General features: G+C 70.8%; 22 protein-coding genes. 17 read left to right on the forward strand and 5 right to left on the reverse strand.

The window, feature by feature from the left end; genetic code table 11:
* Positions 1–77: 77 nt before the first annotated feature.
* The 5 genes from KALB_RS38090 to KALB_RS38110 all read left to right on the forward strand — a co-directional run bounded on the left by KALB_RS38090 (position 78) and on the right by KALB_RS38110 (position 7,150).
* Positions 78–2,564: a glycoside hydrolase family 2 gene (locus KALB_RS38090; protein ID WP_025360933.1), complete on the forward strand. Its 2,487-nt coding sequence runs from the start codon at positions 78–80 to the stop codon at positions 2,562–2,564.
* Positions 2,565–2,648: 84 nt separating this feature from the next.
* On the forward strand, positions 2,649–3,707 hold the full coding sequence (locus KALB_RS38095) for an ABC transporter substrate-binding protein (RefSeq protein ID WP_025360934.1): 1,059 nt from the start codon (positions 2,649–2,651) through the stop codon (positions 3,705–3,707).
* Positions 3,708–3,787: 80 nt separating this feature from the next.
* The gene (locus KALB_RS38100) at positions 3,788–5,287 is read left to right on the forward strand and encodes a sugar ABC transporter ATP-binding protein (RefSeq protein ID WP_236650108.1); all 1,500 of its coding nucleotides are present in this window, start codon (positions 3,788–3,790) and stop codon (positions 5,285–5,287) included.
* Positions 5,277–6,230, forward strand: a complete 954-nt coding sequence (locus tag KALB_RS38105) for an ABC transporter permease (RefSeq protein ID WP_030111466.1) — start codon at positions 5,277–5,279, stop codon at positions 6,228–6,230. The genes KALB_RS38100 and KALB_RS38105 overlap by 11 nt, the downstream gene beginning before the upstream one ends.
* Positions 6,227–7,150 (forward strand): ABC transporter permease, encoded by a 924-nt coding sequence (locus KALB_RS38110; protein ID WP_051913388.1) that lies wholly within the window; start codon positions 6,227–6,229, stop codon positions 7,148–7,150. Before KALB_RS38105 ends, KALB_RS38110 begins: the two co-directional genes overlap by 4 nt.
* 300 nt (positions 7,151–7,450) lie before the next feature.
* On the opposite strand, the gene KALB_RS38115 is transcribed toward KALB_RS38110, so the two are convergent.
* Positions 7,451–7,708 (reverse strand): hypothetical protein, encoded by a 258-nt coding sequence (locus KALB_RS38115; RefSeq protein WP_025360935.1) that lies wholly within the window; start codon positions 7,706–7,708, stop codon positions 7,451–7,453.
* Positions 7,709–8,034: 326 nt separating this feature from the next.
* On the opposite strand from KALB_RS38115, the gene KALB_RS38120 reads away from it, so the two are divergent.
* The 5 genes from KALB_RS38120 (at position 8,035) to KALB_RS38140 (ending at position 13,899) form a co-directional block, all read left to right on the forward strand.
* Complete coding sequence (locus tag KALB_RS38120) at positions 8,035–9,300, forward strand: ABC transporter substrate-binding protein (protein WP_025360936.1); 1,266 nt, start codon at positions 8,035–8,037, stop codon at positions 9,298–9,300.
* Positions 9,297–10,199 (forward strand): carbohydrate ABC transporter permease, encoded by a 903-nt coding sequence (locus KALB_RS38125; protein WP_025360937.1) that lies wholly within the window; start codon positions 9,297–9,299, stop codon positions 10,197–10,199. The genes KALB_RS38120 and KALB_RS38125 overlap by 4 nt, the downstream gene beginning before the upstream one ends.
* 63 nt (positions 10,200–10,262) lie before the next feature.
* Positions 10,263–11,045: a carbohydrate ABC transporter permease gene (locus KALB_RS38130; RefSeq protein WP_025360938.1), complete on the forward strand. Its 783-nt coding sequence runs from the start codon at positions 10,263–10,265 to the stop codon at positions 11,043–11,045.
* A 248-nt stretch (positions 11,046–11,293) separates the two neighbouring features.
* Complete coding sequence (locus tag KALB_RS38135) at positions 11,294–13,057, forward strand: fatty acyl-AMP ligase (RefSeq protein WP_025360939.1); 1,764 nt, start codon at positions 11,294–11,296, stop codon at positions 13,055–13,057.
* Between the two features lie 35 nt (positions 13,058–13,092).
* Entirely contained in the window at positions 13,093–13,899 is an 807-nt protein-coding gene (locus KALB_RS38140) for an SAM-dependent methyltransferase (RefSeq protein WP_025360940.1), read from the forward strand.
* On the opposite strand, the gene KALB_RS38145 is transcribed toward KALB_RS38140, so the two are convergent.
* Positions 13,872–14,591: a TetR/AcrR family transcriptional regulator gene (locus tag KALB_RS38145; RefSeq protein ID WP_025360941.1), complete on the reverse strand. Its 720-nt coding sequence runs from the start codon at positions 14,589–14,591 to the stop codon at positions 13,872–13,874. The two genes, KALB_RS38140 and KALB_RS38145, sit on opposite strands and share 28 nt — an antisense overlap.
* A gap of 77 nt (positions 14,592–14,668) precedes the next feature.
* Between KALB_RS38145 and KALB_RS38150 the strand changes: the two genes are divergently transcribed.
* Positions 14,669–16,225, forward strand: a complete 1,557-nt coding sequence (locus tag KALB_RS38150; protein ID WP_025360942.1) for an FAD-dependent monooxygenase — start codon at positions 14,669–14,671, stop codon at positions 16,223–16,225.
* Here KALB_RS38150 and KALB_RS38155 read toward each other — a convergent pair.
* Positions 16,182–16,727 (reverse strand): SigE family RNA polymerase sigma factor, encoded by a 546-nt coding sequence (locus tag KALB_RS38155; RefSeq protein ID WP_081790039.1) that lies wholly within the window; start codon positions 16,725–16,727, stop codon positions 16,182–16,184. The genes KALB_RS38150 and KALB_RS38155 overlap by 44 nt on opposite strands.
* An 80-nt stretch (positions 16,728–16,807) precedes the next feature.
* On the reverse strand, positions 16,808–17,401 hold the full coding sequence (locus KALB_RS38160) for a D-alanyl-D-alanine carboxypeptidase family protein (protein ID WP_025360944.1): 594 nt from the start codon (positions 17,399–17,401) through the stop codon (positions 16,808–16,810).
* 98 nt (positions 17,402–17,499) lie between these two features.
* Here KALB_RS38160 and KALB_RS38165 point away from each other — a divergent pair, with 98 nt between their 5' ends.
* The 5 genes from KALB_RS38165 to KALB_RS38185 all read left to right on the forward strand — a co-directional run bounded on the left by KALB_RS38165 (position 17,500) and on the right by KALB_RS38185 (position 21,523).
* The gene (locus KALB_RS38165; protein ID WP_030108478.1) at positions 17,500–18,174 is read left to right on the forward strand and encodes a response regulator transcription factor; all 675 of its coding nucleotides are present in this window, start codon (positions 17,500–17,502) and stop codon (positions 18,172–18,174) included.
* The gene (locus KALB_RS38170; protein ID WP_025360946.1) at positions 18,171–19,616 is read left to right on the forward strand and encodes an ATP-binding protein; all 1,446 of its coding nucleotides are present in this window, start codon (positions 18,171–18,173) and stop codon (positions 19,614–19,616) included. Before KALB_RS38165 ends, KALB_RS38170 begins: the two co-directional genes overlap by 4 nt.
* Positions 19,613–20,104 carry a hypothetical protein gene (locus KALB_RS44615; RefSeq protein WP_025360947.1) on the forward strand — a complete coding sequence of 164 codons (492 nt, stop codon included), beginning with the start codon at positions 19,613–19,615 and terminating at the stop codon, positions 20,102–20,104. Before KALB_RS38170 ends, KALB_RS44615 begins: the two co-directional genes overlap by 4 nt.
* A gap of 18 nt (positions 20,105–20,122) precedes the next feature.
* Complete coding sequence (locus KALB_RS38180) at positions 20,123–20,752, forward strand: TetR/AcrR family transcriptional regulator (protein ID WP_025360948.1); 630 nt, start codon at positions 20,123–20,125, stop codon at positions 20,750–20,752.
* Positions 20,753–20,884: 132 nt separating this feature from the next.
* Positions 20,885–21,523, forward strand: a complete 639-nt coding sequence (locus KALB_RS38185; RefSeq protein ID WP_025360949.1) for a biliverdin-producing heme oxygenase — start codon at positions 20,885–20,887, stop codon at positions 21,521–21,523.
* Between the two features lie 84 nt (positions 21,524–21,607).
* Here KALB_RS38185 and KALB_RS38190 read toward each other — a convergent pair whose 3' ends face one another.
* Entirely contained in the window at positions 21,608–22,276 is a 669-nt protein-coding gene (locus KALB_RS38190) for a lysophospholipid acyltransferase family protein (RefSeq protein ID WP_025360950.1), read from the reverse strand.
* Between the two features lie 175 nt (positions 22,277–22,451).
* Between KALB_RS38190 and KALB_RS38195 the strand changes: the two genes are divergently transcribed.
* Positions 22,452–23,237, forward strand: a complete 786-nt coding sequence (locus tag KALB_RS38195) for a hypothetical protein (RefSeq protein WP_025360951.1) — start codon at positions 22,452–22,454, stop codon at positions 23,235–23,237.
* Positions 23,238–23,386 lie beyond the last annotated feature (149 nt).

A 23,386-nucleotide genomic window follows, 5' to 3' on the forward strand; every position in this document is an offset into this window, starting at 1 on the left:
GGCCCTACTATCCTCCGTGATCTGGTCCCCGCCGGGGTTCGCGCACCCAGACCACCCTTGTGGCTAGGAGCGCGCCCATGAGAGCCCTCGCACTGCTAGCAGCGCTGCTGACCAGCGCGTCGCTGGTCGGCCCCCCGGCAGCGGCCGCACCCGACGGCGGCTGGCACCGCGGCACACCACCGCTGAGCACCCCGTGGACCGACCAGGTCGGCCCGGACAACGCGCTGCCGGAGTACCCACGCCCGCATCTGGCCCGTGACGACTGGCGCAACCTCAACGGTGTGTGGCAGTTCGCGGGCGGGGCCGGCGCACCGCCGACCGGACAGCAGCTCCCGGAACGGATCCTGGTGCCCTATCCGGTGGAATCCGCACTCTCCGGCATACAGCGGCACGAATCGGCCATGTGGTACCGCCGCACCTTCACCGTGCCGCGCTCCTGGCGGGTGGGCTCGGAAAGCCGATTGATGATCAACTTCGGCGCGGTGGACTACCAGGCCACCGTGTACGTCAACGGCAAGCAGGTGGCCGCGCACCAGGGCGGCTACGACTCGTTCAGCGCCGACGTCACCGACGCGCTGCGCCCCGGCGGCGAGCAGGAACTGCTGGTCGGCGTGGTGGACCCGACCGAGCAGGGCGGGCAACCCATCGGCAAGCAGCGGGTCAACCCGGTCAACAACATCCTGTACACGCCCTCCTCGGGCATCTGGCAGACGGTGTGGATGGAACCCGTTGCCGCCGCGCACATCACGGCCGTGGACGCGATCCCCGACCTGGCGACCAACTCGCTGCGGCTGACCGTGCACTCCACGGGCGGTCACGGCGCCGAGGTGGTCGCCTCGGTCAAGGACGGTGGCCGACCGGTGGCCACCGCACAGGGCCGCGCGGACCAGGAGTTCCGGATCCCCTTGCGCAACCCCAAGTTGTGGAGCCCGGACAGCCCGTTCCTGTACGACCTGGACCTACGGCTGATCGACCCGGGCCGCTCCCGCGACGTGGTGCACAGCTACTTCGGCATGCGCTCGATCGCGCTGGCCAAGGGCGCCGACGGCAAGCTGCGCACCGTGCTCAACGGCAGGTTCACCTTCAGCCTTGGCACGCTGGACCAGGGCTTCTGGCCGGACGGCATCTACACGGCGCCGACCGACCAGGCGCTGCGCTTCGACCTGGCCCAGCAGAAGTCCCTGGGCTACAACACGGTGCGCAAGCACATCAAGGTGGAGCCGCAGCGCTGGTACTACTGGGCGGACAAGCTGGGGCTCATGGTGTGGCAGGACATGCCCGCGATGAACGTGGACTTCGGCTCGGCCAAGCCCTCCGAGCCGCGGCCGACTCCCCAGGCGCAGCAGCAGTTCCGCACCGAACTGCACGCGATGATCGACCAGCACCTGAGCCACCCGTCGATCGTGCAGTGGGTGCCGTTCAACGAGGGCTGGGGCGAGTTCGACCCGGCGGGGGTGGCCGACCAGGTCAAGGCCTGGGACCCGAGCAGGCTGGTCAACGCCAACAGCGGGGTCAACTGCTGCTACTCCTTCGACGGCGGCAACGGGGATATCTACGACGACCACACCTACGTCGGGCCGGGCAGCCCGACGCCCAGCGACACCAGGGCGGCCGTTGAGGGCGAGTTCGGCGGGCTCGGGCTGCGGGTGACCGGGCACGAGTGGCAGCCGGGCAAGGGCAGCTCCTACGAGATGGAGCCGGACGCGGCCACGCTGACCAGCCGGTACGTGCAGTTGCTCAAGCAGGTCAAGGAGTGCGAGCTCAAGTGCGGCCTGTCCGCCGCGATCTACACCGAGCCCACCGACGTGGAGAACGAGGTCAACGGCCTGTTCACCTACGACCGCAAGGTGCTCAAGCCGGACCGTGCGCAGATCACCGCCGTGAACCGCGAGGTCATCGCCGCCTCGGCGCACGCCACCGATCCAGTGCCGCCGCCCCCGCCCGGTACGCCGGGGCTCACCGGCACCGGGGCCTGGGCGCTGGACGGCAACACGGCGGACAGCTCGGGGCGCGGGCACGACGCCAGCCTGGTCAACGCGCCGACCTGGACCGAGGGGCACACCGCGGGCGCGTTGCAGCTCAACGGCAGCAACCAGTGGGCCGACACCGGTGCGTCCATTCTGGACACTTCGACGGACTTCACCGTTGCGGCGTGGGTAAAACTGGACAGGACGGGCCGGTTCTCCACGGCGGTCAGCCAGGACCGGCCGGACGGCATCAGTGAGTTCTTCCTCCAGTACTCCGCCGCGGACAACAGGTTCGCCTTCAGCACCGCGGGCACCCGCGCGCTGGCGAAGCAACCGCCGCAGACCGGGGTCTGGTACCACCTCGTCGGCCAGTACGACTCACGCGCGGCACAGACCAGGCTGTACGTCAACGGGGTGCTGGAGGGCAGTTCGGGCTACTGCCCCGGGCACGTGGCGCCGGGCCACACGGTCATCGGGCGGGCGCTCTACGGCGGCAACCAGGTGGACTTCTGGCCGGGCGCGCTGGACCAGGTGCACGTCTACGACCGGGCGCTGACCTCGGCGGAGATCGCCCAGCTGTACCGCGCGGGCACCTGATCGGGGTAAGAAGTGCCAAAGGTTGACACGCCGTCCGGATCCTCCGTTAATTTGCTACGACTCGGTCGAGGAGGCGGGAACACGATGAAGTCTTCCCTGAGACTCAGTGCCACGCTGACAACGTTGGCAGCGCTCACGCTGACCGGCTGCGCGAACCCCGAGGGCGGGGGCTCGTCCGGCACGGGGTCGGGCGGCCAGCAGACGGCCTCGGCCGCCAGCGGGCCGACCTGCACGATCGAGCAGTACGGGGCGACCAAGGTCGACTTCAAGAACGCGGTGGTGGGCTTCTCGCAGTCCGAGGCGGAGGCCAACCCGTTCCGCATCACCGAGACCCAGTCGATCACTGACGAGGCGCAGAAACTGGGCGTGAAACTGCTCAAGCGCAACGCCAACTCCAACCTGGGGCAGCAGGTCTCCGACATCCAGGGCCTGCTCGCCCAGGGTGCGAACCTGCTGGTCGTGGCCCCGCTCAACTCCGAGGGCCTGCAACCAGCGCTGGACGCGGCCAGGGCCAAGCACGTGCCGGTGGTGACCATCGACCGCAAGCTCAGCTCGGCCACCCCGTGCAAGGACTACCTGACCTTCATCGGCTCGGACTTCGTGGAGCAGGGCAAGCGGGCGGCGGCGCAGCTGGTGAAGGCCACCGGCGGCACCGGCAAGGTGGCCATCCTGCTCGGCGCCACGGGCAACAACGTGACCACCGACCGCACCAGCGGGTTCAAGGACTACCTGGCGGCCCAGGGCAAGGGCCTGACCGTGGTCGCCGAGCAGACCGGTGAGTTCACCAGGGAGAAGGGGCAGTCGGTCACCGAGCAGCTGCTCCAGGCCCACCCGGAGATCACCGCGGTCTACGCGGAGAACGACGAGATGGCGCTGGGCGCGGTCACCGCGATCAGCGGCTCGGGCCGCAAGCCCGGCAAGGACGTCAAGGTCGTCTCGGTGGACGGCACCCGCAACGCCGTGCAGGGCATCGTGGACGGCACGATCAACGGGGTGGTCGAGTCCAACCCGAGGTTCGGGCCGCTGGCGATGTCCACCCTGCGGGACTTCCTGTCCGGCAAGGGCATCCCCAACACGGTGACGATCAAGGACAAGGAGTACGACCCGGGCAACGCGGCGGCGGAGGTCGCCGGGGCCTACTGAGCCCGCCCGGCCGCCCCCTCCGGCAGTGCGCGCCGAGGGGGCGGGCGGGTGTCCTGTCTCGAGCACACCCAGGAGTCGGCGTGTCGAACATCGTGTTGGAGGCCGTGGGCGTCGACAAGCACTTCGCCGGGGTGCACGCGTTGCGGGGCGTGGACTTCACGCTGCGCGCGGGTCAGGTGCACGCGCTGGTCGGTGAGAACGGGGCGGGCAAGTCCACCCTGATCAAGGTGCTGACCGGGGTGCACCAGCCCGACGGCGGGCAGCTGCGGCTGTTCGGCGATGCCGTGTCCTTCGGTTCGCCCGCGCAGGCCCAGCAGGCGGGCATCAGCACGGTGTACCAGGAGGTCAACCTGGTGCCGCAACTGTCCGTGGCGCAGAACCTGTTCCTGGGCCGCGAGCCGCGCAACCGCTTGCGGCTGCTGGACTTCGCGGCCCTGTACCGGCAGGCCGGGCAACTGCTGGGTGAGCTGGGCATCCCGATCGACCCGAGGCGCCCGCTCACCAGCTACGGGCTCGGCGTGCAGCAGATGGTCGCGGTGGCCCGGTCGGTGGGCGCCGAGGCCAAGGTCGTGATCATGGACGAGCCGAGTTCCTCGCTGGAGCCGCGCGAGGTGGAGACCCTGTTCGAGGTGATCCGCAAGCTGCACGAGCGGGACGTGGCGGTGGTCTACGTCAGCCACCGCATGGAGGAGCTGTACCGGATCTGCGACTCGGTCACCGTGCTGCGCGACGGGCAGGTCGTCCACAGTGGACAGATGGCGGAGATCGGCAGGCTGGAGCTGGTCGCCACCATGCTCGGCCGCGAGTTGACGAACGTTCGTACAGTTTTCTCCGGGGAGCACGACTCGCGCTCCGGCACCGCCCTGCGGGCCGTCGGCCTGCGCAGGCGGACCGTGCTGGACGGGGTGGACCTGGACGTGGCGCCCGGTGAGGTGCTGGGCCTGGCCGGGCTGCTCGGCTCGGGCCGCACCGAGACGCTCAAGGCCCTGGTCGGCCTGCAACCACTGGACTCCGGCGAGATCCAGGTCGACAGCACGACCGTTCGTACCGGTTCGGTCAGCTCGGCGATCAGGGCCGGGCTGGTGCTCGTGCCGGAGGACCGCAAGGCGGAGGGCATCATCCCGCACCTGTCGGTGCGGGAGAACATCGTGCTGGCCGCGCTGCCCCGGCTGTCCGTCGCGGGCATCGTGTCCAAGCGGCGGCAGCGCGAGCTCGTGGACACCTTCATGCGCCGCCTGCGGATCAAGGCCGCCAGCCAGGAGCAGCGGGTCAGCGAGCTGTCCGGCGGCAACCAGCAGAAGGTGATGCTGGCCAGGTGGCTGGCGATGAGCCCCAAGGTGCTGCTGCTGGACGAGCCGACCCGGGGCATCGACGTGGGCGCCAAGGCGGAGGTGCAGGCACTGGTGGACGAACTGGCCGACCAGGGCCTGGGCATCGTGCTGGTGTCCAGCGACCTGGAGGAGGTCGTGGAGGGCGCCGACCGCGTGGTGGTGCTGCGCGAGGGCGCCTCGGTGGCGGAGCTGACCGGCGACCAGGTCAGCGTGGACTCCGTGCTGGCGGTGATCGCCCATGAGGCTTGATCGACTGAACCTGCGCGACCACGGGGTGTACCTCGCACTGGTGCTGCTGGTGCTGGTCAACCTGGTCATCACGCCGAACTTCCTGACCGCGGACAACATTCGTACGCAACTGGTGCAGATGGTGCCGGTGCTGGTGGTGGCGCTGGGCATGGCGCTGGTGATCGGCACCGAGGGCATCGACCTGTCGGTGGGCTCGGTGATGGCCATCGCCGCCGCGCTGCTGCCGCTCTACCTCGGCTACGGTGCGCTGCCCGCGATCGGCATCTGCCTGGTCGCCGGGGCCGCGGCCGGTTTGCTCAGCGGGTCGCTGGTGACCTTCGCCGGGGTGCAGCCGATCGTGGCCACCCTGGCACTGCTGGTCGGCGGGCGCGGCCTCGCGCTGGTGATCGCCGACGGGCAGCTCAAGCAGATCCGCAACCAGCAACTGCTCGACCTGGGCTCGGGCAGCGTGCTCGGCGTGCCGCTGACCGTGTTCGTGGCCGCGGTGCTCGTGGTCCTCGTGGCGCTGCTGGTCGGCAAGACCACCTTCGGCCGCCAACTGGTCGCGGTCGGCGGCAACCGCAAGGCGGCGGAGTTCGCGGGCCTGCCCGTGCGGCGCGTGCTGCTGGTTGTGTACCTGCTGTCCGGGCTGCTCGCCGCGGGTGCGGGCGTGCTGGCCACCGCACGGTTGACCGCCAGCGACCCGTCCAGTGTGGGCCTGCTGGTCGAGCTGTCCGCGATCACCGCGGTGGTCGTCGGTGGCACCCCGTTGACCGGCGGGCGGGTGCGCGTGATCGGCACGGTGGCCGGGGCGCTGCTGATGCAGCTGATCGCCGCCACGCTGATCAAGCACGACGTGCCCGCCTCGGTGACCCAGATGCTGGAGGCCGTCATCATCGCCAGTGCCGTGCTGTTGCAACGCGAGGGCACCGGCTTGCGGCTGCGCCGTCAGGAGGCTCGATGATCGCCGGGATCGTGCGGCGGCACGGCGCGCTGGCCGTGCTCGCGGTGCTGCTCGTGGTGGGCGGGCTGTCCTTCAGCACCTTCCTCACCCCGTACAACCTGAGCAACCTGGCCGTGCAGGCCACCTTCCTCGCGGTGGTCGCGCTCGGCATGACGCTGGTGATCGTCAGCGGCGGCATCGACCTGTCGGTGGGCTCGACCTTCGCGCTGGCCGGGGTGCTCGCCGCGTACGGCTCCCGCTGGGGCCTGCTCGTGGCCCTGCTGCTGCCGCTGGCCGTCAGCGCGCTGATCGGGCTGGTGCAGGGCGCGCTGATCGCCCGCTGGCGGATGGCCCCGTTCATCGTGACCCTGTGCGGGCTGCTGTTCGCGCGCGGGCTGTTGCAGCTGCTCACCAAGGAGGGCAGCACCACCTACCTGGTGCCGCAGGACTCCGCGCTGCGCTGGCTCGGGCAGGGCGCGGTGCTGGTCGTGCTGGCCGTGCTCGGCTACCTGGCCGGTGGGGTCCTGTTGCAGCGCACCGGGTTCGGCATGCGGCTGTTCGCCGTGGGCGGCAACGAGGACGCCGCCTCGCTGATGGGGCTGCCGGTGGCCCGCACCAAGGTGTCCGTCTACGTGCTGTCCGGGCTGCTCGCCGGGCTCGCCGGGGTCATGTCCACCGCGCAGCTCGGTTCCGGCGTGACCGTGGTCGGCGTGGGGCTGGAGCTCAACGCGATCGCCGCCGTGGTCATCGGCGGCACCATGCTCACCGGTGGGGCCGGGGCCGTCAGCGGCACGCTCGCCGGGGTCGCGCTGCTCGCCGTGATCCAGGAGCTGATCAACCAGGTGGGCCGGTTCAACTCCAGCATGCAGGCCGTGGTCAGCGGTGCCGTGCTCATCGTCGTCGTGGTGTTGCAGACCCTGCTGAGCCGCGCTCGGCGCTGAGCTGGAGTACTCGCGCTGCCGCACGCGCCATGAAGGTGCCGTTCAGGACGTTGGGCGTCCGCAAGGGCACCTTCACGGCGTGACCGGATCACGAAGGTGGGATTGACACCGTCCGACCTGGCCCAGGGCCGCTGCGACAAGGGCTGGGGCCCCGACCTGTGCACAGGCGCCGAGTTGTCCACACGTGGATCTTCAGCAAGATCAACGAGGTGGGTCGGGCGGTAGGCTGGAGTCGGGGTCGCCCCCCCCAGGGAGTGGCGGGGGACGTTCATTGGTGGGGCAGGCTCACAACCCCGCCACTCAGCCCTCGTCCTCGGGCAGCATCAGGTCGATGGAGCCGGCGCGGCGCAGGTTGTCGCTGGCGGAGCGGCCCAGTTCGTCGGCGCGCTCGTGCTCACCCCGGCCCGCGGCGCGCAGGGCCTCGGCGGCCAGCGCCATGCCGGAGAGGAAGTCGACGCGGTTGCCCTCGGTGAGCTCGTCGAGCGGGACCAGCGTCTCCAGCATCAGGTCTACTACGTGGTCCACGGCGTCGGCGGCATCGTGGAACGTGACGGACATCGATGAGCTCCCAGTGCGGGGTGGACAGGGCAAAAGGGTGGAGCCCCCGCACGGGGGTGGGCGGGGGCTCCATCGAGACCCGCCGTTCAGGGGGGAGGAACGGCGGGAGTCCACGGTGAGGCCGGATCCTGCGGGAGGCTCGTCGGCGTCACTCGGCACACCATACGTGCCAACACGCCCACCGCAGAGTGATTGAGGGAAAACATGCAGCAGATCACTGTCGGATCACGGTGGTCACACCGCCGAACGGCGTCCCACATTGTTGGATTGCGCCGCGCGGTCCAAGCTGTCGTGATGAGCTGATCGTGATCGAGAGGGGTGGGGGCATGTCCCAAGCCAGGTACCAACCAGCCAGGTACCAGCGCAGGCAGTTCTTCGGGCTCGCGGGCGGGGTCGCGGCGGCGGGCCTGCTGGCGGCCTGCGGCTCGAACAACGGGCGTGGCAACGGGGCCACGATCGAGCAGTGGTACCACGCCTACGGCGAGGCGGGCGTGCAGCAGGCGGTGGAGCGCTACGCCAAGGCCTACGACAAGGCCGCGGTGCACGTGCAGTGGAACCCGGGCGACTACGACTCGAAGCTGGCCAGCGGGCTGGCGGGCAGTTCGGGCCCGGACGTGTTCGAGTCCACCCTGCACGTGGACATGGTGCGGGCCAAGCAGGTGGTCTCCCTGGACGACCTGCTCGGTGACGCCCGCGCCGACTTCACCGAGTCGGTGCTGGCCTCGCACACCGTGGACGGGGCGGTGTACGGCATCCCGCAGGCCGTGGACATGCAGATGCTGTTCTACCGCAAGAGCCTGCTCGACAAGGCGGGCGTCACGCCGCCGACCACGGTGGACGAACTGGTGGACGCGGCGCACCGGCTGACCAGCGACAAGGTGAAGGGCCTGTTCCTGGGCAACGACGGCGGGGTCGGGGTGCTGGCGGGCCCGCTGCTGTGGTCGGCGGGGCTGGACTACCTGACGCCCGACCACAAGGTGGGCTTCGACGACCCGGCGACCGTGACCGCGATCGGCAAGCTGCGCGGCCTGTTCACCAGCGGCTCACTGCTGCTGGGGGCGCCGACCGACTGGGCGGACCCCGCGGCGTTCACCCAGGGCCTGACCGCGATGCAGTGGTCCGGGCTGTGGGCGGTGCCCGCGGTGCAGAAGGCGCTGGGCTCGGACTTCGGCGTGCTGCCCTGGCCCAGGCTGACCGAGAGCGGCAAGCAGTCGGTGCCCTTCGGCGCGTACGGCTCGATGGTCAGCGGCAAGAGCCAGAAGGTCAACGAGGCCAAGGCGTTCGTGAAGTGGCTGTGGCTGGACCGCACCGACTACCAGGCCGACTTCGACCTGAACTACGGGTTCCACATCCCGGCGCGCAAGTCCATCGTGGCCAAGGCGGACAAGCTGCGCACGGGTGTGGCCGCCGACGCGGTGCGCTTCGTGCAGGAACTGGGCCGGTCCTCGAACCCGCCGCAGTGGACCTCGAAGATGCAGAGCGCGTTCAGCGAACTGCTCTCCCGCACGGTCCGCAGCGGGGGCGACGCCTCCGGTGAGCTGCGCACGGCGGTGCAGGCGGTGCAGACCGAGCTCAAGCGCCTGTACGGATGACCGGCGCCAAGCAGCGCACGGCGTTGCCGTTCTGGGTGTTCGTCGGACCGTTCGTGATCGGCCTGGCGATCTTCGCCTACCTGCCGATCGGGTGGAGCGCGGTGCTCAGCCTGTTCGACGCGCACAACACGGTCACGCCAACCGAGTTCGTCGGGCTGGGCAACTACGCCGACATGCTCGCCGACGACCGGTTCCTGCGCAGCCTGCTCACCTTCAGCCTGTTCGCGCTGTTCGTGGTGCCGCTGACCTTCGTGCTGTCACTGGCGCTGGCGGTTGCCGTGAACCAGGTGCGCTTCGCCAGGACCTTCTTCCGCTCGGTGTTCTTCCTGCCCACGGCCTGCTCCTACGTGGTCGCCTCGCTGGTGTGGAAGCTGTCGATCTTCAACGGGGTGCGGTTCGGGCTGGCCAACACCGTGCTGGGCTGGTTCGGCGGGGACACGGTCGCCTGGCTGTCCGACCCGAACCCGCCCTGGTACTGGGTGGTGCTGGTGACCGTGCGGCTGTGGCTTCAGGTCGGCTTCTACATGATCCTGTTCATCGCGGGCCTGCAACGCATCCCGGCCACCCTGTACGAGGCCGCCTACGTGGACGGGGCCAAGCCGGGCTGGCAGGTGTTCCGGTACATCACCCTGCCGCAGTTGCGGCCCACCTCGGTGGCGGTGCTGCTGCTCAGCCTGATCGCGGCCTACCAGGCGTTCGACGAGTTCTACAACCTGCTCGGCACCGCCCAGGGCTACCCCGACTTCGCCCGCCCACCGCTGGTGTACCTGTACTACCTGGCGCTGGGCCAGAACCAGGACTACGGGCACGGCAGCGCGGGCGCGCTGATCCTGGCGCTGCTGATCGCGCTGGTGACCCTGACACAGGGCAAGCTGCTCGGGCTCGGACGGAGGGACTGAACGGTGCCGGTCGGACACTCCCCCAGCAGGCTGGCCAGTGCGCTGCGCTACCTGGCGCTGAGCCTGGCGGCGCTGCTGTTCCTGCTGCCGTTCTACCTGGTCGTGCGCAACGGGCTGGCCACGGAGTCGGACATCACCTCGCCCGAGTGGACCCTGTTCCCGCGGACCGTGCACTGGGACAACCTCGGCGAACTGTTCGGCGACCAGTCCGTGCCGATGGCCAGCAGCCTGCTCAACTCCCTGCTGGTGGCCGTGTTGCAGACCGCGGGCCAGCTCGTGCTCGGCTCGCTGTGCGGTTACGGCCTGGCGCGCATCCCGTACCGGCACGCCAACAAGGTGTTCTACGCCGTGGTGGCCACGCTGATGATCCCCGCGGCGGTGACCTTCGTGCCCAGCTTCGTGCTGGTCTCCTCGCTGGGCTGGGTCAGCGACCTGCGCGGCCTGATCGTGCCGGGGCTGTTCGCGGGCATCACGGCCTTCCTGTTCCGCCAGTACTTCCTGGACTTCCCGCGCGAGCTGGAGGAGGCCGCCCGCATCGACGGGCTCGGTCACTGGGGTGCGTACTGGCGGATCGTGGTGCCCAACTCCAAGGGCTTCTTCGCGGCCGTCGGCGTGATCCAGTTCATCGGCAGCTGGAACGCGTTCCTGTGGCCGCTGGTGATCGGCCAGGACGAGTCGACCTGGACCGTGCAGGTGGCGCTGTCCACCTTCCTGACCGCGCAGAACATCAACCTGCACGAGCTGTTCCTTGCCGCCGCGGTGAGCATCGCCCCGCTCGTCCTGGTGTTCGTGGTGCTGCAACGGCACCTCGTGCGCGGGGTCACCGAGAGCGGCATCAAGGGCTGACCCCAGGCGCCGACATGCGCAGGCCCCGCGCGTGTCGGCGCTTGCGGCACCGCGTGTCGGACGCTCCCGTGCGGTGTGTCGGCGCTTGCGGCACCGCGTGTCGGCGTATCCCGTACGGCGTGTCGGACAGCCGAGCCTGGCGCGCGCGACGCGCCGGGCATTCCCCCGATCCGGGTACGGAGCCCGGTTGACCTGCGCTGACGTGGTTACAGTGGTGCCACGCGCGCGCGAAGGGGGCAGGCCCGGGAATGACGATGGACGTCCAGTCGCCATGCTCGGTGTCCGCGGCCTTCCGCCGGCTCCGCGCGGAACACCCCGACCTGCCGGTGTTCACCTTCCTCGACCACGAGGGCCGCGACCAGTCCACGCTGACCTTCGCCCAGCTCGGGGACGAGGCCGAGCGGGTCGCCGCCGAGCTGCACGCGCGCGGGCTCGGCCCCGGTGACCGCGCGCTGCTGGTCTACCTGGAGACGGCCGACTTCGTGGTCGCGCTGCTGGGCTGCCTCGCGCTGGGGGTCATCCCCGTCCCGGTCTGCCCGCCGAACCCGTTCACCCTGCACCACGACCTGGACGCGTTCACCCTGCTGGCGGAGAGCACCGGGGCGAGGGTCGCGCTGACCAACGCCACCTTCGACCGGGCCCGGGCCTCGATGCAGGACGGACACCCGTGGCCGCTGGTGCACTGGCTGCGCACGGACCGGCCCACCCGGCCGCGCCGCACCACCTGGTACGAGCCCGCCGAGCTGGACGAACCGGCACTGCTGCACTACACCTCGGGCTCCACCGGCTCACCGCGCGGAGTGGTGCTGTCCCACCGCAACCTGCACCACGAGCTCGCGCACAACGCCGTGGACCTGGGGCTGGGGCTGGACACCCGTGCCGTGTCCTGGCTGCCACACTTCCACGACCTCGGGCTGATCTGCTTCCTGCTCAGCGCCATGTCCGGCAACGGGCGGGTGTACCAGCTGTCCCCGCTGACCTTCCTGCACCGGCCCACCACCTGGTTCGACGTGCTGGCGCGGGTACGGGCCACGCACACCGCGGCGCCGAACTTCGCCTACGACCTGGCCGTGCGCAAGACCACCGAGCAGATGCGCGCGAACTGGGACCTCAGCGCGCTGCGGGTGGTGATGACCGCCGCCGAGCAGGTGCGCCCGGCCACGGTCGACGCCTTCCTGGCGGCCTTCGCGGTTTCCGGGCTGGACCGCAACGCGTTCTACCCCGCGTACGGGCTCGCCGAGCACACGGTGAGCGTGACCATGGGCGGGCGCGGGCGGCTGCGGGTGGAGAAGGCCGCGCTGGACGAGGGCAAGGTGGTGCAGCTCGAGGACGACTCGGACGTGCGCGCGGTGACCTACGTGGCCTGCGGGCGGGTCACCAAGCAGGGCGCGGACGTGCGCATCGTGGACCCGAGGACCCGGCAGCCCTGCGGCACCGGGCAGGTGGGCGAGATCTGGGTGGACTCGCCGAGCAAGGCCCTGGGCTACTTCGGGCTGCCCGAGGAGACCGCCGAGTGCTTCGAGGCGGTGGTGGCCGGGGAGTTCGGCGGCCGGCGGTACCTGCGCACCGGGGACCTGGGCTTCCTGCACGAGGAGGAGCTCTACCTCACCGGCCGGTACAAGGACCTGATCATCGTGCACGGCCAGAACCACTACCCGCAGGACATCGAGGACAGCGTGCGCGGCTGCCACGCGGCGGTGCGGGCGGGCGGTGTGGCGGCCTTCGCGGTGACCACCGGGGACAACGAGCCCGCGGCCGAACGGCTGGTGCTGTACGTGGAGCTCAAGGGCCGCCGGCCCGGCGAGGCCCTGGTGGACGAGGTGGTGCGGGCGGTGCGGCACGCGGTGTACACCGACCACCGGCTTGCCAGCCATACGGTTGTAGTCGGGCTCTCGGGCTTGGTCAGCAAGACCACGAGTGGGAAGATCCGCCGACAGGCGTGCAAGGAGGCATTCCTGTCCGGCTCGGTGCACGAGGCGCCGTACACGGTCAGTGTCTCCGCATTGCACTAGAGTCGAGCGTTCGGCCCGAGCTCGGGAGGTGCGCGGTGGACAGACCCTCGTGGGCACCCGGCGAGGTTGACCTGGACAGACCCAGTGCGGCCCGGGTCTACGACTACTACCTCGGCGGTTACCACAACCTGGCGGTGGACCGGGCCTTCGCCGAGCAGGCGATGAAGGCCATGCCGGAGCTGCCGCTGATCATGCGCACGAACCGGGCCTTCCTGCGCCGTTCGGTGCGCCACCTGGTGGGCACGGGCATCAGGCAGTTCCTCGACCTGGGCTCGGGCATCCCGACCGTGGGCAACGTGCACGAGATCGCGCAGGCCGCGGCCCCGGAGTCCACGGTGGTCTACGTGGACAAGGACCCGGTGGCGGTGGCGCACAGCCAGGTCATCCTGGAGGGCAACCCGCGCGCCGGTGTGCTGCAGGCGGACCTGCGCGAGCCGCACGTGGTGCTGGACTCCGCCCCGGTGCGCGAACTGCTGGACCTGGACCAGCCCGTGGCCGTGCTGATGTTCGCGGTGCTGCACTTCGTGCGGGACGACGAGGAGGCCGCCGCCTCGGTGCGCCGCCTGATGGGCGCCCTGCCCACCGGCAGCTACGTGGTGATCTCGCACGGCACGCACGAGCCGGTCGGCGAGCGCGGGCGCGAGGTGGAACGGCTCTACACCAGGACCGACAACCCGTTGGCGCCGCGCAACCAGGCGCAGGTCGCCAAGCTGGTGTCCGGGCTGGAGCCGGTGGAACCGGGCGTGGTGTTCCTGCCGCTGTGGCGCCCGGACGGTCCCGACGAGGTCGACGACCACCCGGAGCGCAGCTGCACCTACGGGGTCGTAGCCCGCAAACCCTGATCCGGCAGCCGCGCGGCCACCCCGTCCAGCAGGCAGTTCAGGCCAAACTCGAACTCCTCGGCCTGCTCGTGGTCCTCGGCGTTGAACACGTACTCGGTGAAGTGCGGGTACTGCCCGGACTCGACCACCGAGCGCACGTACGGACCGATCTGGTCACGCCACTCCAGCTCCGTCATGCCCGCGCGCCGCCAGGTGTCCTGATCACCGAGCTCGTCCTGCAACACACCGAGCAGGTAGCTGCGGATCAGCTTCATCAGGCTGGACGCGGTGGTGATGTCGCAGCCCAGCTCGCGGAACACGCCGACACCGGACTCGAACTGCCGCAGCGCGTTGGGGCCCATCGGCGGCCTGCCCGCCATCAGCTCGGGCAGCCAACGGTGCCGCAGCACCAGGTCCCGGTACGCGTGCGCGAACCCGCACACCTGGGCACGCCAGTCCCCCTCGTGCGCCGTGCGGGCCTGCTCACCGAGCACCCGGTCGACCATCAGCTCCTGGAGCTCGTCCTTGCCGGGCACATGCCGGTACAGCGACATCGTGCCCGCGCCGATCGCGTCGGCCACCCGGCGCATGGACACGGCGGCGATGCCCTCGGCGTCGGCCAGCGCGACCGCGGCGCACACGATCTGGTCACGGCTGAGCCCAGGCCGGGACGGCTGCCCCTCGTACATCCAGACCAGTCCGGGGACGCTCATGGCCACCTCCTTGCGTACACCATACCCGACGCGTACGTTGTACCCAGAACGTACGACGTACGCAGCGAGGGGGAACGATGTTGGAGACCAGGGTTCTTGTCGTCGGCGGCAGCACGGTGGGGCTGGCCACGGCAGCGCTGCTGGCGCACCACGGGCTGCGGCCGCTGGTGATCGAGCGGCGCGCCGGGCTCTCGGCGCACCCCAGGGCGATGGGCACGGCCATGCGCACCATGGAGGTGCTGCGCGAACTGGGCGCCGTCGAGGATCTGGGCAGCAACCCGAGGACCGGCAAGATCACCGTGCACACGCTGGCCGACCCGGAGAGCGCTGCGGCACCGAAGGCCCTGCCCGCCACGACCAGCACCAGCCCGTGGACCGCGCTCACGCCCACCAGGCCCGCGCCGAGCGCCCAGGACCGGATCGACGCCGCGCTGCACAAGGCCGCGACGCGCCTTGGCACGGAGTTCCGGTTCGGCACCGAGCTGAAGTCCTTGGCACAGGACGAATCCGGGGTCACCGTGACGGTGGACGGGCCGGCGGGCGGCTACCAGATCCGTGCCGAGCACGTGGTCGGCGCGGACGGGGTGCGCAGCCAGGTGCGCGAGCAACTGGGCGTGCGGACCACCGGACCCGGCCCGATCGGCACGGAGAACACCAGCGTGCTGTTCCGCGCGGACCTCACCGAACTGAGTCAGGGCAACGACTTCCTGCTCTGCGAGGTGCGCAACCCGGAGGCGCCCGGCATGCTGATCTCGATGGACGCCGTGGACCGCTGGGTGTTCCACACCGGGGTGGCCACCAGCGCGGGGCGCACGCCGGAGGAACTCGTGCGCAGCGCGCTCGGCGCCACGGACCTGCCGATCGAGGTACTGAGCACGATGTCCTGGCAGGTCAACGGCAGGCTCGCGGAGACCTTCCGGGTCGGCAGGGTGTTCCTCGCGGGCGACTCGGCGCACGCCGTGCCCCCGCTGGGCGCCACCGGCATGAACAGTGGGGTGGCCGACGCGTACAACCTGGCGTGGAAGCTCGCGTTCGTCCACAGTGGACGCGCGAGCGAGAAGCTGCTGGACAGCTACGAGCAGGAACGTCTGCCCGCCGCGCGGCTGAACCTGGCGCAGGCCCTGCTGCGCATGGACAACGCGCACCTGCACTGGGACAGCTCGGAGCAGGCGGCCCGCGAGCGCGCGGAGATCGGCCTGCTCGCGCCGTTCGTGATGAGCCTGGCCGACCGGTACAGCTCCTCGGCGGTCATCGACCCGGAGCCGGAACTGCCCTCCACCCAGGACGCCCTCGCGGTGCTGGACGGGGCGCCCGGCTCACGGGTCCCGCACGAGTGGGTCAGCGGTCAGGATCTGTCCACTGTGGACATCGCAGGTACGGACCTGGCCCTGCTGACCGGGGTTGACGGTCAGGCGTGGCAGCGACCCGCGGCGGCGCAGGGCCTCCGGGTGCACGCCCTGCCGAACTCCGTGGACTGGCTGGCCGACCGCGGCGCGGTGCTGATCCGCCCGGACTCGTTCATCGCGTGGCGGGCCGAGGACCTCGGCGCGGACCCCGCGGGCGTGTTGCGCGCGGCGCTCGACCGGGTGCTCACGCCGTCTGGCGCAGGTGTGCCGGGCGGTGCTCGGCCATGAGCCGTTCCAGCTTGTCCAGGGCGCGGCTGGCGGTGGACTTGACCGCGCCCTGCGAGATCTGCGTGGCCGCGGCGATCTCGGCCTCGGTCATGCCCCCGTAGTAGCGCAGCACCAGCACCTCGCGCTGCCGGGGAGCCAGCTGGGCCAGCGCGTCCATGACGGCCTGCTGGTCGGTGGTGAGCATGGCCAGGGACTCCGCCGAGCGCGCGGGCAGCTCGTGCGGGGGCACGTAGTCACGGGCGCGCTTGCGGCGGCGCAGCATGGAACGGCTGCCGTTGACCACGGCGGCACTGAGGTAGGAGGAGGCCGCCGAGGCGTCACGCAGGCCGGACCAGTTGCGGTGCAGTGCCGCGAACGCGTCCTGCACGACGTCCTCGGCGCTGGCGACGTCGTCGACCAGTTTCATGGCCAGGCCGATCAGCCGCCTGCGGTGCACCCGGTAGAGATCCTCGATCGTCAACGGGGCTGCGGGGCGAACGGGCCGGAGCTGGGTTGACTGCATGACCGAAACGATGGCCAATCGGTGTCCTGGTCCTGTGCTGGCCGTGTCACAGCCGTGTCACAGAACGAGACAGAACGGCGTCAGTACCTCGCCGGCAGCGTGCCCGGGGTCGGCCGCATCGGCGGGCGGCGGCCGGTCGCCCGGTAGGACGGGTGGTACTCGAAGTGCCACCACTCGTTGGCATAGGTGCGGTACAGCCCGAACCGGTCACCGTGCCGCTCCAGCCAGCGGGCGCCCTCGGTGGGCCGCACGTCCACGGCGATGCCCTGCACGTGCGCGGACTCCTGCGGGGGCAGCACCCACTCGCGGGCCCTCGGCTCCGAGCCGTAGCTGGTCACGGCCTCCTGGAACAGTTCCTCCTGCTCGGCGAACAGCCGGTGGCCGGAGGTCACGCCGATCAGCTCGGCGTCGTGCCACAGCGCGGCGCAGCGGGCGGCCACGAAGGCAGCCCTGGTCTCCGGGGTGAGCCCGGCCAGCGACTCCGCCGGGTAACGGATGCGGAACGCCCACTCGCAGGCGCGCTCGCGGAACCGCCGACCGCGCGTGACCACCAGCGCGAGGGGCAGCAGCAACGTGGCCACCACCACCGTGGCGTGCCGGTAGGCGTGGTCGCGGCGGCGCACGGGCTCCTGGCCCACCAGCACCTCACCCGACGACCTGCGGAGTCGGAACATCACCTGTCCGTCCGGATCGTGTCATGGTTCTGCTACAGACTGCCCACCAGCGGCGTTCAGCCAGCAGCGCTGGGACCATAACCGAATAATCTGCGGATGTGTCACGGGTTCTGTTGATTGAGGACGACCAGGCAGTGCGGGAGGGGCTTCAGCTCGCCCTGCGCAGGCAGGGCCACACCATCCACACGGCCGCCTCGGGTGAGGAAGGTCTCACCAGGCTGCGCGCCGAACCGCCGGACATCGTGGTGCTGGACCTGATGCTGCCCGGCATCGACGGGTTCGAGGTCTGCCGCAGGATCCGCGCCGGTGGGGACATCCCGATCATCATGCTGACCGCGCGCAGCGACGACTTCGACGTGGTCGGCGGTCTGGAGGCGGGCGCGGACGACTACGTGGTCAAACCCGTGCAGCCCAGGGTGCTCGACGCCAGGATCAGGGCGGTGCTGCGGCGCACCGGTGCGGAGCGTGCCGAATCCGAGCACCACGCGGGTCTGGGCATCGACCGGGCAGCGCTGGTGGTCAGCAAGGACGGCCGTCCCGTCAGCCTGACCCCGACCGAGCTGCGCCTGCTGCTGGAGCTGTCCAACACCCCCGGACGCGTGCTCAGCCGCCAACAACTGCTGGAGGCGGTGTGGGAGCACGATTATCTTGGCGACTCGCGACTGGTGGACGCCTGCGTGCAGCGGCTGCGGGCGAAGATCGAGGACAACCCGGCGGAGCCGGTCTTCGTGCAGACGGTGCGCGGCTTCGGCTACCGGTTCGGTCCCGTGTGAACCGGGTCCGGCAGCTGCTCGGCAAGGCGTGGGGGCTGCGGCCACGCCTGGTGATCACCTGCGTGCTGATCGCGGCGATCAGCGCCACCGCCGCCTCCGGCGCCAGCTACGTGGTGGCCAGGCAGATCATCCTGGACGACGCCACCAGCTCGATCGTGCTGCCGCTGGACAGCAGGGTGCGCAACCAGCTGATGGGCATGCGGCTGCCGCCCAACCAGCAGGCCCTGGACAGCATCGCCAGCTCGCTGGGCGGCAACGTCAAGTTGGTCTACAAGGACATGCAGTCCAAGAACGGGGTCGACCTCACCAAGATCACCCCCGACCTGCGCGCCGCGGTGGCGCACGGCAGCACGGTCGCCTGGCAGCGACTGGACCTGGACGGCCTCCCCGTGATGATCATCGGCATCCCGGTGCTCTCCTGGCACACCGACGGCCAGTGGAGCGGCTCGGGGCTGGAGGTCTACGCCCTGCAGGAGCTGGGCCCGCAGGCCGAGGCGATCCAGAAGCTGGCAGGCGCCTCCTGGGTGCTCGGCGGGCTGGCGGCGGTGCTCGCGGTGGTGATGGCCCTGCTCGCGGCCCGGGGTGTGCTGCGCCCGGTGCGCGAACTGGGCGTGGCCGCGCGGCGGCTGGGCACCGGTGACCTGCGCACCCGGCTGCGCGTGCGCGGCAACGACGAGCTGGCCGAGCTCGCGGGCACGTTCAACGAGACCGCGACCGCGCTGGAGTACCACGTGGGCGAGCTGCGCAGGATGGAGTCCGACGCGCGGCGGTTCGTGGCCGACGTGTCGCACGAACTGCGCACCCCGCTGGCCGCGATGACCGCGGTGACCGACGTGCTCGACGAGGAGGCCCCGCTGCTGGGCGGGGACGCGCAGCTGGCCGCCACCCTGGTCAGCCAGGAGACGCGCAAGCTCACCCGGCTGGTCGAGGACCTGATGGAGGTGTCCCGGTTCGACGCGGGGGCCGCGCGGCTGGCCCTGGACGAGATCGACCTGGCCGAGGCGGTGGCCGCCACCCTGCGGGCCAGGGGCTGGGTGGGCCGGGTGTGGGCCGAGCTGCCCCTCGGGGTCACGGCCAGGGTGGACCCGCGCCGACTCGACGTGATCATGGCGAACCTGGTGGGCAACGCGCTGCGGCACGGCTCGCCCCCGGTCGAGGTCACGCTGTGGGCCGACAGCGACTGGGTGGAACTGCGCGTCACCGACCACGGCCCGGGCCTGGACCCCGAGGTGCTGCCGCACGTGTTCGACCGGTTCTACAAGGCCGACAGCGCGCGGGCCCGCTCCGAGGGCAGCGGCCTTGGCCTGGCGATAGCCTGGGAGAACGCCCGGCTGCACACCGCGGGCCAGGCGGAGGGCAGCCTGTCCGCCGACAACCGTCCGCAGGGCGGGGCGGTGTTCACCCTGCGGCTGCCGCGCAACCTGGAGGAGGACAGCCCGTGAGACCGCGCGTCTGGCTGGTGCTGTTCGCGGCGGCGGTGCTGGCCGCGGGCTGCGGGGTGCGGCCCACCCCCGTGATCACCGGCAAGGACGCGCCACGGGGTGTCATCGCGGGTACGCACCTGTTCTTCGTCAGCGAGGGCAAGCTGCGCGACGTGCAGCGCCCGCTGACCAGCACCTCGTTCGACACGACCAGCACGCTGCGGACGCTGCTGGCCGGTCCCACCGATGCCGAGCGCAAGGACGGCCTGAGCAGCGAGCTGCCCACCGAGGCCAAGCTCACGACCGGCAACCCCGCCCCCGACTACGCCTTCACGGTGCAGGTCTTCAGCGAGGTGCCGCTCAGCGAGCTGGCGCTGGACCAGATCACCTGCACCGCGCTGGTGGCACAGAACGCCTACGGCGGCCAGACTCCGCAGACCTCGGTCCGGATCTACCAGTTCCGCGGCGAGGGCCCCACGACCCGCCGCTGTCCCGTGCCGACCGCCTGAGCCGATTAGACTCGGCCCGTGCCGAAGATCACTGGAGGTTCGCTCGAGGAGCACCGGGAGCGCACCCGAGAGTCGATCTTCGCCGCGCTGTCGGCGCTGATGTACCAGCGCGGGTTCGACGCCATCACCCTGGCCGACATCGCCGCCGCGGCGGGGGTGGGCCGCACCGCGATGTACAACTACTTCGCGGACAAGGAGTCCCTGCTGCTGGCCTACGCCGGGCACGAGACCGAGCGCTACCTCGCCGAGTTGCAGGGCGCGCTGGCCGAGGTGGACAACCCGGTGGACGGGCTCGCGGCGTACGTGCGCGGCCAGCTGCGGCATGTGGCGCGCAACCACCTGCCGCCGGGCACCGCGCTGCGCTCGCTGATGTCCGAGCAGAGCTACCAGCACATGGTCGAGCACGTGGCCGCGCTGGAGGGGATCCTGCGCGAGGTGCTCTCGGCCGGGGTCGCGGCGGGCTACCTGCCCGATTCGGACGTGGCGGCACTGGTCGGGCTGGTCACCGCGTGCATCAGCGGGCGGACCGTGGCCGAGCTGTCCGGGGCGGAGCTGGACCAGGCCATCGAGGCCACCGTGGCCTTCGTGCTGCGCGGGGTCGGCGCCCGACTGGGAGCCGACGGGCGCCCCCTTCCGGTCTCCAACTAGTAAGGCTAGCCTTACCTAAGTCGACGCGTCGGAGCGGTTTTTATGACGACCTGTCGTCACATACTTGACGGCTGGCCGGACCCGGCAGCACACTCGGTGACGGCCACGCCGACTGCGGAGGGGAGTCCGGTCATGGGTGAGCAGTTCTCCACGGTGCTGCGCACGGGCACGGCACAGGAGCACGAGAACGCGGAGAACGCCGGGTTCATCAAGGCGATCTTCGACGGCAGGCTCAGCCTGGACGGCTTCGCGACGCTGGTGGCCCAGCACTACTTCATCTACCAGGTGCTGGAGCAGGCCGCCGAGGCGATGGCCGCCGACCCGGTCGCCGGGGCGTTCGTGCTGCCCGAGCTGACCCGGTTGCCCTCGCTGGAGTCCGACCTGGGGCACCTGTACGGGCCCGGCTGGCGCGACCGCGTCGAACCGACCCCCGCCACGCTGCGCTACCTGGACCGGCTGCGCGAGGTGTGCTTCACCTGGGCCGGCGGCTTCGTCGCGCACCACTACACGCGCTACCTGGGCGACATCTCCGGCGGGCAGGCGGTGCGCGCCGTGGTCGAGCGCCACCACGGGCTGGTCGACCACCGGGGCACGAGCTTCTACGTGTTCGACGGCATCCCGAGCCGCCCGGGCTTCCGCACGCGCTACCGGGAGCTGCTCGACAGCACCGGCTGGGACGCCGCCGAGCAGGCCCGCGTGGTCGAGGAGGCCTGCCTGGCCTTCCGCCTCAACGCCGCGGTCTTCGCCGACCTGGGCGCCCTCGTCCCCTGACCGCGAGTCCCGCCCACACGCACGCGAGTCCCGCTCGCCGGCACGTGAGTCACGTGCCGGCGAGCGGGACTCGCGGGTTTGGCGTCAGGCGGCCTTGGGGTGGGGGCGGTAGCTGTCCACGTACTCCTGGCCGGACAGCTCCAGGATCGCGTACATGATCTCGTCGGTGACCGCGCGGTGGATCATCGTGGACTCGCCCATGCCCTCGTAGCGCGAGAAGTCCAGCGGGGTGCCGAACCGCACCGTGATCGGCCGGATGCGCGGCAGGCCCCGGCCGTTGCGCTGCACCTGGTCGGTGCCGATCAGCGCGACCGGCACCACGGGGGCCCCGGTGGCCAGCGCGATGCGCGCGACCCCGGCGTGACCCCGGTAGAGCCTGCCATCCAGCGAGCGGGTGCCCTCGGGGTAGATCGCGAACGCGCCACCCCCGTTGAGCACCTGCTCAGCGGTGTCCAGCGCGGCGCGGGCGGCCCGGCCCGAGCCCCGCTCCACCGGGATGTGGCCCAGGCCGCCGAAGAAGCCGCGCATGAGCGCGCCCTTGATCCCGCGGCCCTGGAAGTACTCGGCCTTGGCCAGGAAGTTGACGCGTCGGGGCATCACCATCGGGATGACGATGCTGTCCACGAAAGCGAGGTGGTTGCTGGCCAGGATCACCTGCCCGGTGGCAGGGACGTTCTCCAGGCCCTCGACCTTCGGCCGGTACACCGACCTGATGATCGGGGCGAACACCCGTTTCATGAACCAGTACAGCAAAACTGACCTCCGCACCCGCCAAGGTTTCCGCCACGATTTTGTCATGTCACCCCAGCCAGGTGGCAGGACAGGGCCAGTGTGCCCTCTGTCACGGACGATCGGGCCAAACCGCCCGCGCGTCCAACCGGGTGGGCGTACAGTCCCTGCATTCCGCGTCACCGGAGGGTGCTGGGTGATGGTCCGCTACCTGGTGCAGGGATCGTGGGACACCGCGAGTGGCCCCGGCCATCAACGCCTGCTCTACTTCTTCCTCGGACTGGTCGTGACGTTCCTGCTCATCAGGATCAGTGTGCGCCTGGTACGGGCCAAGGTGCGCTGGTGGCCGGGCAACATCACACCCGGCGGCACGCACATCCACCACGTGGTGTTCGGCGTGGTGGCGATGATGCTCGGCGGGGTCGTGCAGCTGGCCGCCCCGGACGAGGCCGACGAGCCCAAGCTGTGGGCGGCGGCGCTGTTCGGCGTGGGCGCCGCGCTGGTGCTCGACGAGTTCGCGCTGATCCTGCACCTGCGCGACGTGTACTGGAGCACGCAGGGGCGGCTGTCGGTGGACGCCGTGTTCCTGGCGGTCGGCCTGGTCGGGCTGCTGTTGCTGGGCGCCCGCCCGCTGAGCTACGGCCTGCTGGGCATGGGCGGCATCGGCGAAGGGCTCGGCACGCTGATCGCGCTGGTCGACCTGGGCTTCGCGGTCATCGCCCTGCTCAAGGGCAAGATCTGGACCGGCCTGCTCGGCCTGCTGCTGCCCCCGCTGGCCGAGGTCGGCGCGCTGCGCCTGGCCAGGCCCAACTCCCCGTGGGCGCGCTGGCGCTACCGCCAGGGCTCGCGCAAGCTGGACCGGGCGCTGCGCCGCGAGGCGCGGTTCCGCCAGCCGCTGATCCTGGCCAAGATCCGGTTCCAGGAGTTCATCTCCGGGCGGCACGACCTGCCCGAGCCCGAGCGGGTGCTGAGCGAGAAGTCCTGAGATAAGCCGGAGCCCCCGCACGGGGGTGAGCGGGGGCTCCGGGGTAACCCGCCAGCGTCGAGGGGGGAGGAACGCGGCGGGAGCTTCGGTGCTCCGCAACTGTATAGCCGCTCCCGCCGCGCTCGAAACCCATCAGGTGTTGCCAAATG

The organism is Kutzneria viridogrisea DSM 43870 (assembly GCF_000525635.1).
GTDB lineage: Bacteria > Actinomycetota > Actinomycetes > Mycobacteriales > Pseudonocardiaceae > Kutzneria > Kutzneria viridogrisea.

Excerpts from the sequence above, each read along its gene's own strand:
- KALB_RS38090 (WP_025360933.1), top strand. The coding sequence starts at position 78 with ATGAGAGCCCTCGCACTGCTAGCAGCGCTGCTGACCAGCGCGTCGCTG.
- KALB_RS38095 (WP_025360934.1), top strand. The coding sequence starts at position 2,649 with ATGAAGTCTTCCCTGAGACTCAGTGCCACGCTGACAACGTTGGCAGCG.
- KALB_RS38105 (WP_030111466.1), top strand. The coding sequence starts at position 5,277 with ATGAGGCTTGATCGACTGAACCTGCGCGACCACGGGGTGTACCTCGCA.
- KALB_RS38110 (WP_051913388.1), top strand. The coding sequence starts at position 6,227 with ATGATCGCCGGGATCGTGCGGCGGCACGGCGCGCTGGCCGTGCTCGCG.
- KALB_RS38115 (WP_025360935.1), bottom strand. The coding sequence starts at position 7,708 with ATGTCCGTCACGTTCCACGATGCCGCCGACGCCGTGGACCACGTAGTA.
- KALB_RS38120 (WP_025360936.1), top strand. The coding sequence starts at position 8,035 with ATGTCCCAAGCCAGGTACCAACCAGCCAGGTACCAGCGCAGGCAGTTC.
- KALB_RS38125 (WP_025360937.1), top strand. The coding sequence starts at position 9,297 with ATGACCGGCGCCAAGCAGCGCACGGCGTTGCCGTTCTGGGTGTTCGTC.
- KALB_RS38135 (WP_025360939.1), top strand. The coding sequence starts at position 11,294 with ATGACGATGGACGTCCAGTCGCCATGCTCGGTGTCCGCGGCCTTCCGC.
- KALB_RS38145 (WP_025360941.1), bottom strand. The coding sequence starts at position 14,591 with ATGAGCGTCCCCGGACTGGTCTGGATGTACGAGGGGCAGCCGTCCCGG.
- KALB_RS38150 (WP_025360942.1), top strand. The coding sequence starts at position 14,669 with ATGTTGGAGACCAGGGTTCTTGTCGTCGGCGGCAGCACGGTGGGGCTG.
- KALB_RS38155 (WP_081790039.1), bottom strand. The coding sequence starts at position 16,727 with ATGCAGTCAACCCAGCTCCGGCCCGTTCGCCCCGCAGCCCCGTTGACG.
- KALB_RS38160 (WP_025360944.1), bottom strand. The coding sequence starts at position 17,401 with ATGTTCCGACTCCGCAGGTCGTCGGGTGAGGTGCTGGTGGGCCAGGAG.
- KALB_RS38185 (WP_025360949.1), top strand. The coding sequence starts at position 20,885 with ATGGGTGAGCAGTTCTCCACGGTGCTGCGCACGGGCACGGCACAGGAG.
- KALB_RS38195 (WP_025360951.1), top strand. The coding sequence starts at position 22,452 with ATGGTCCGCTACCTGGTGCAGGGATCGTGGGACACCGCGAGTGGCCCC.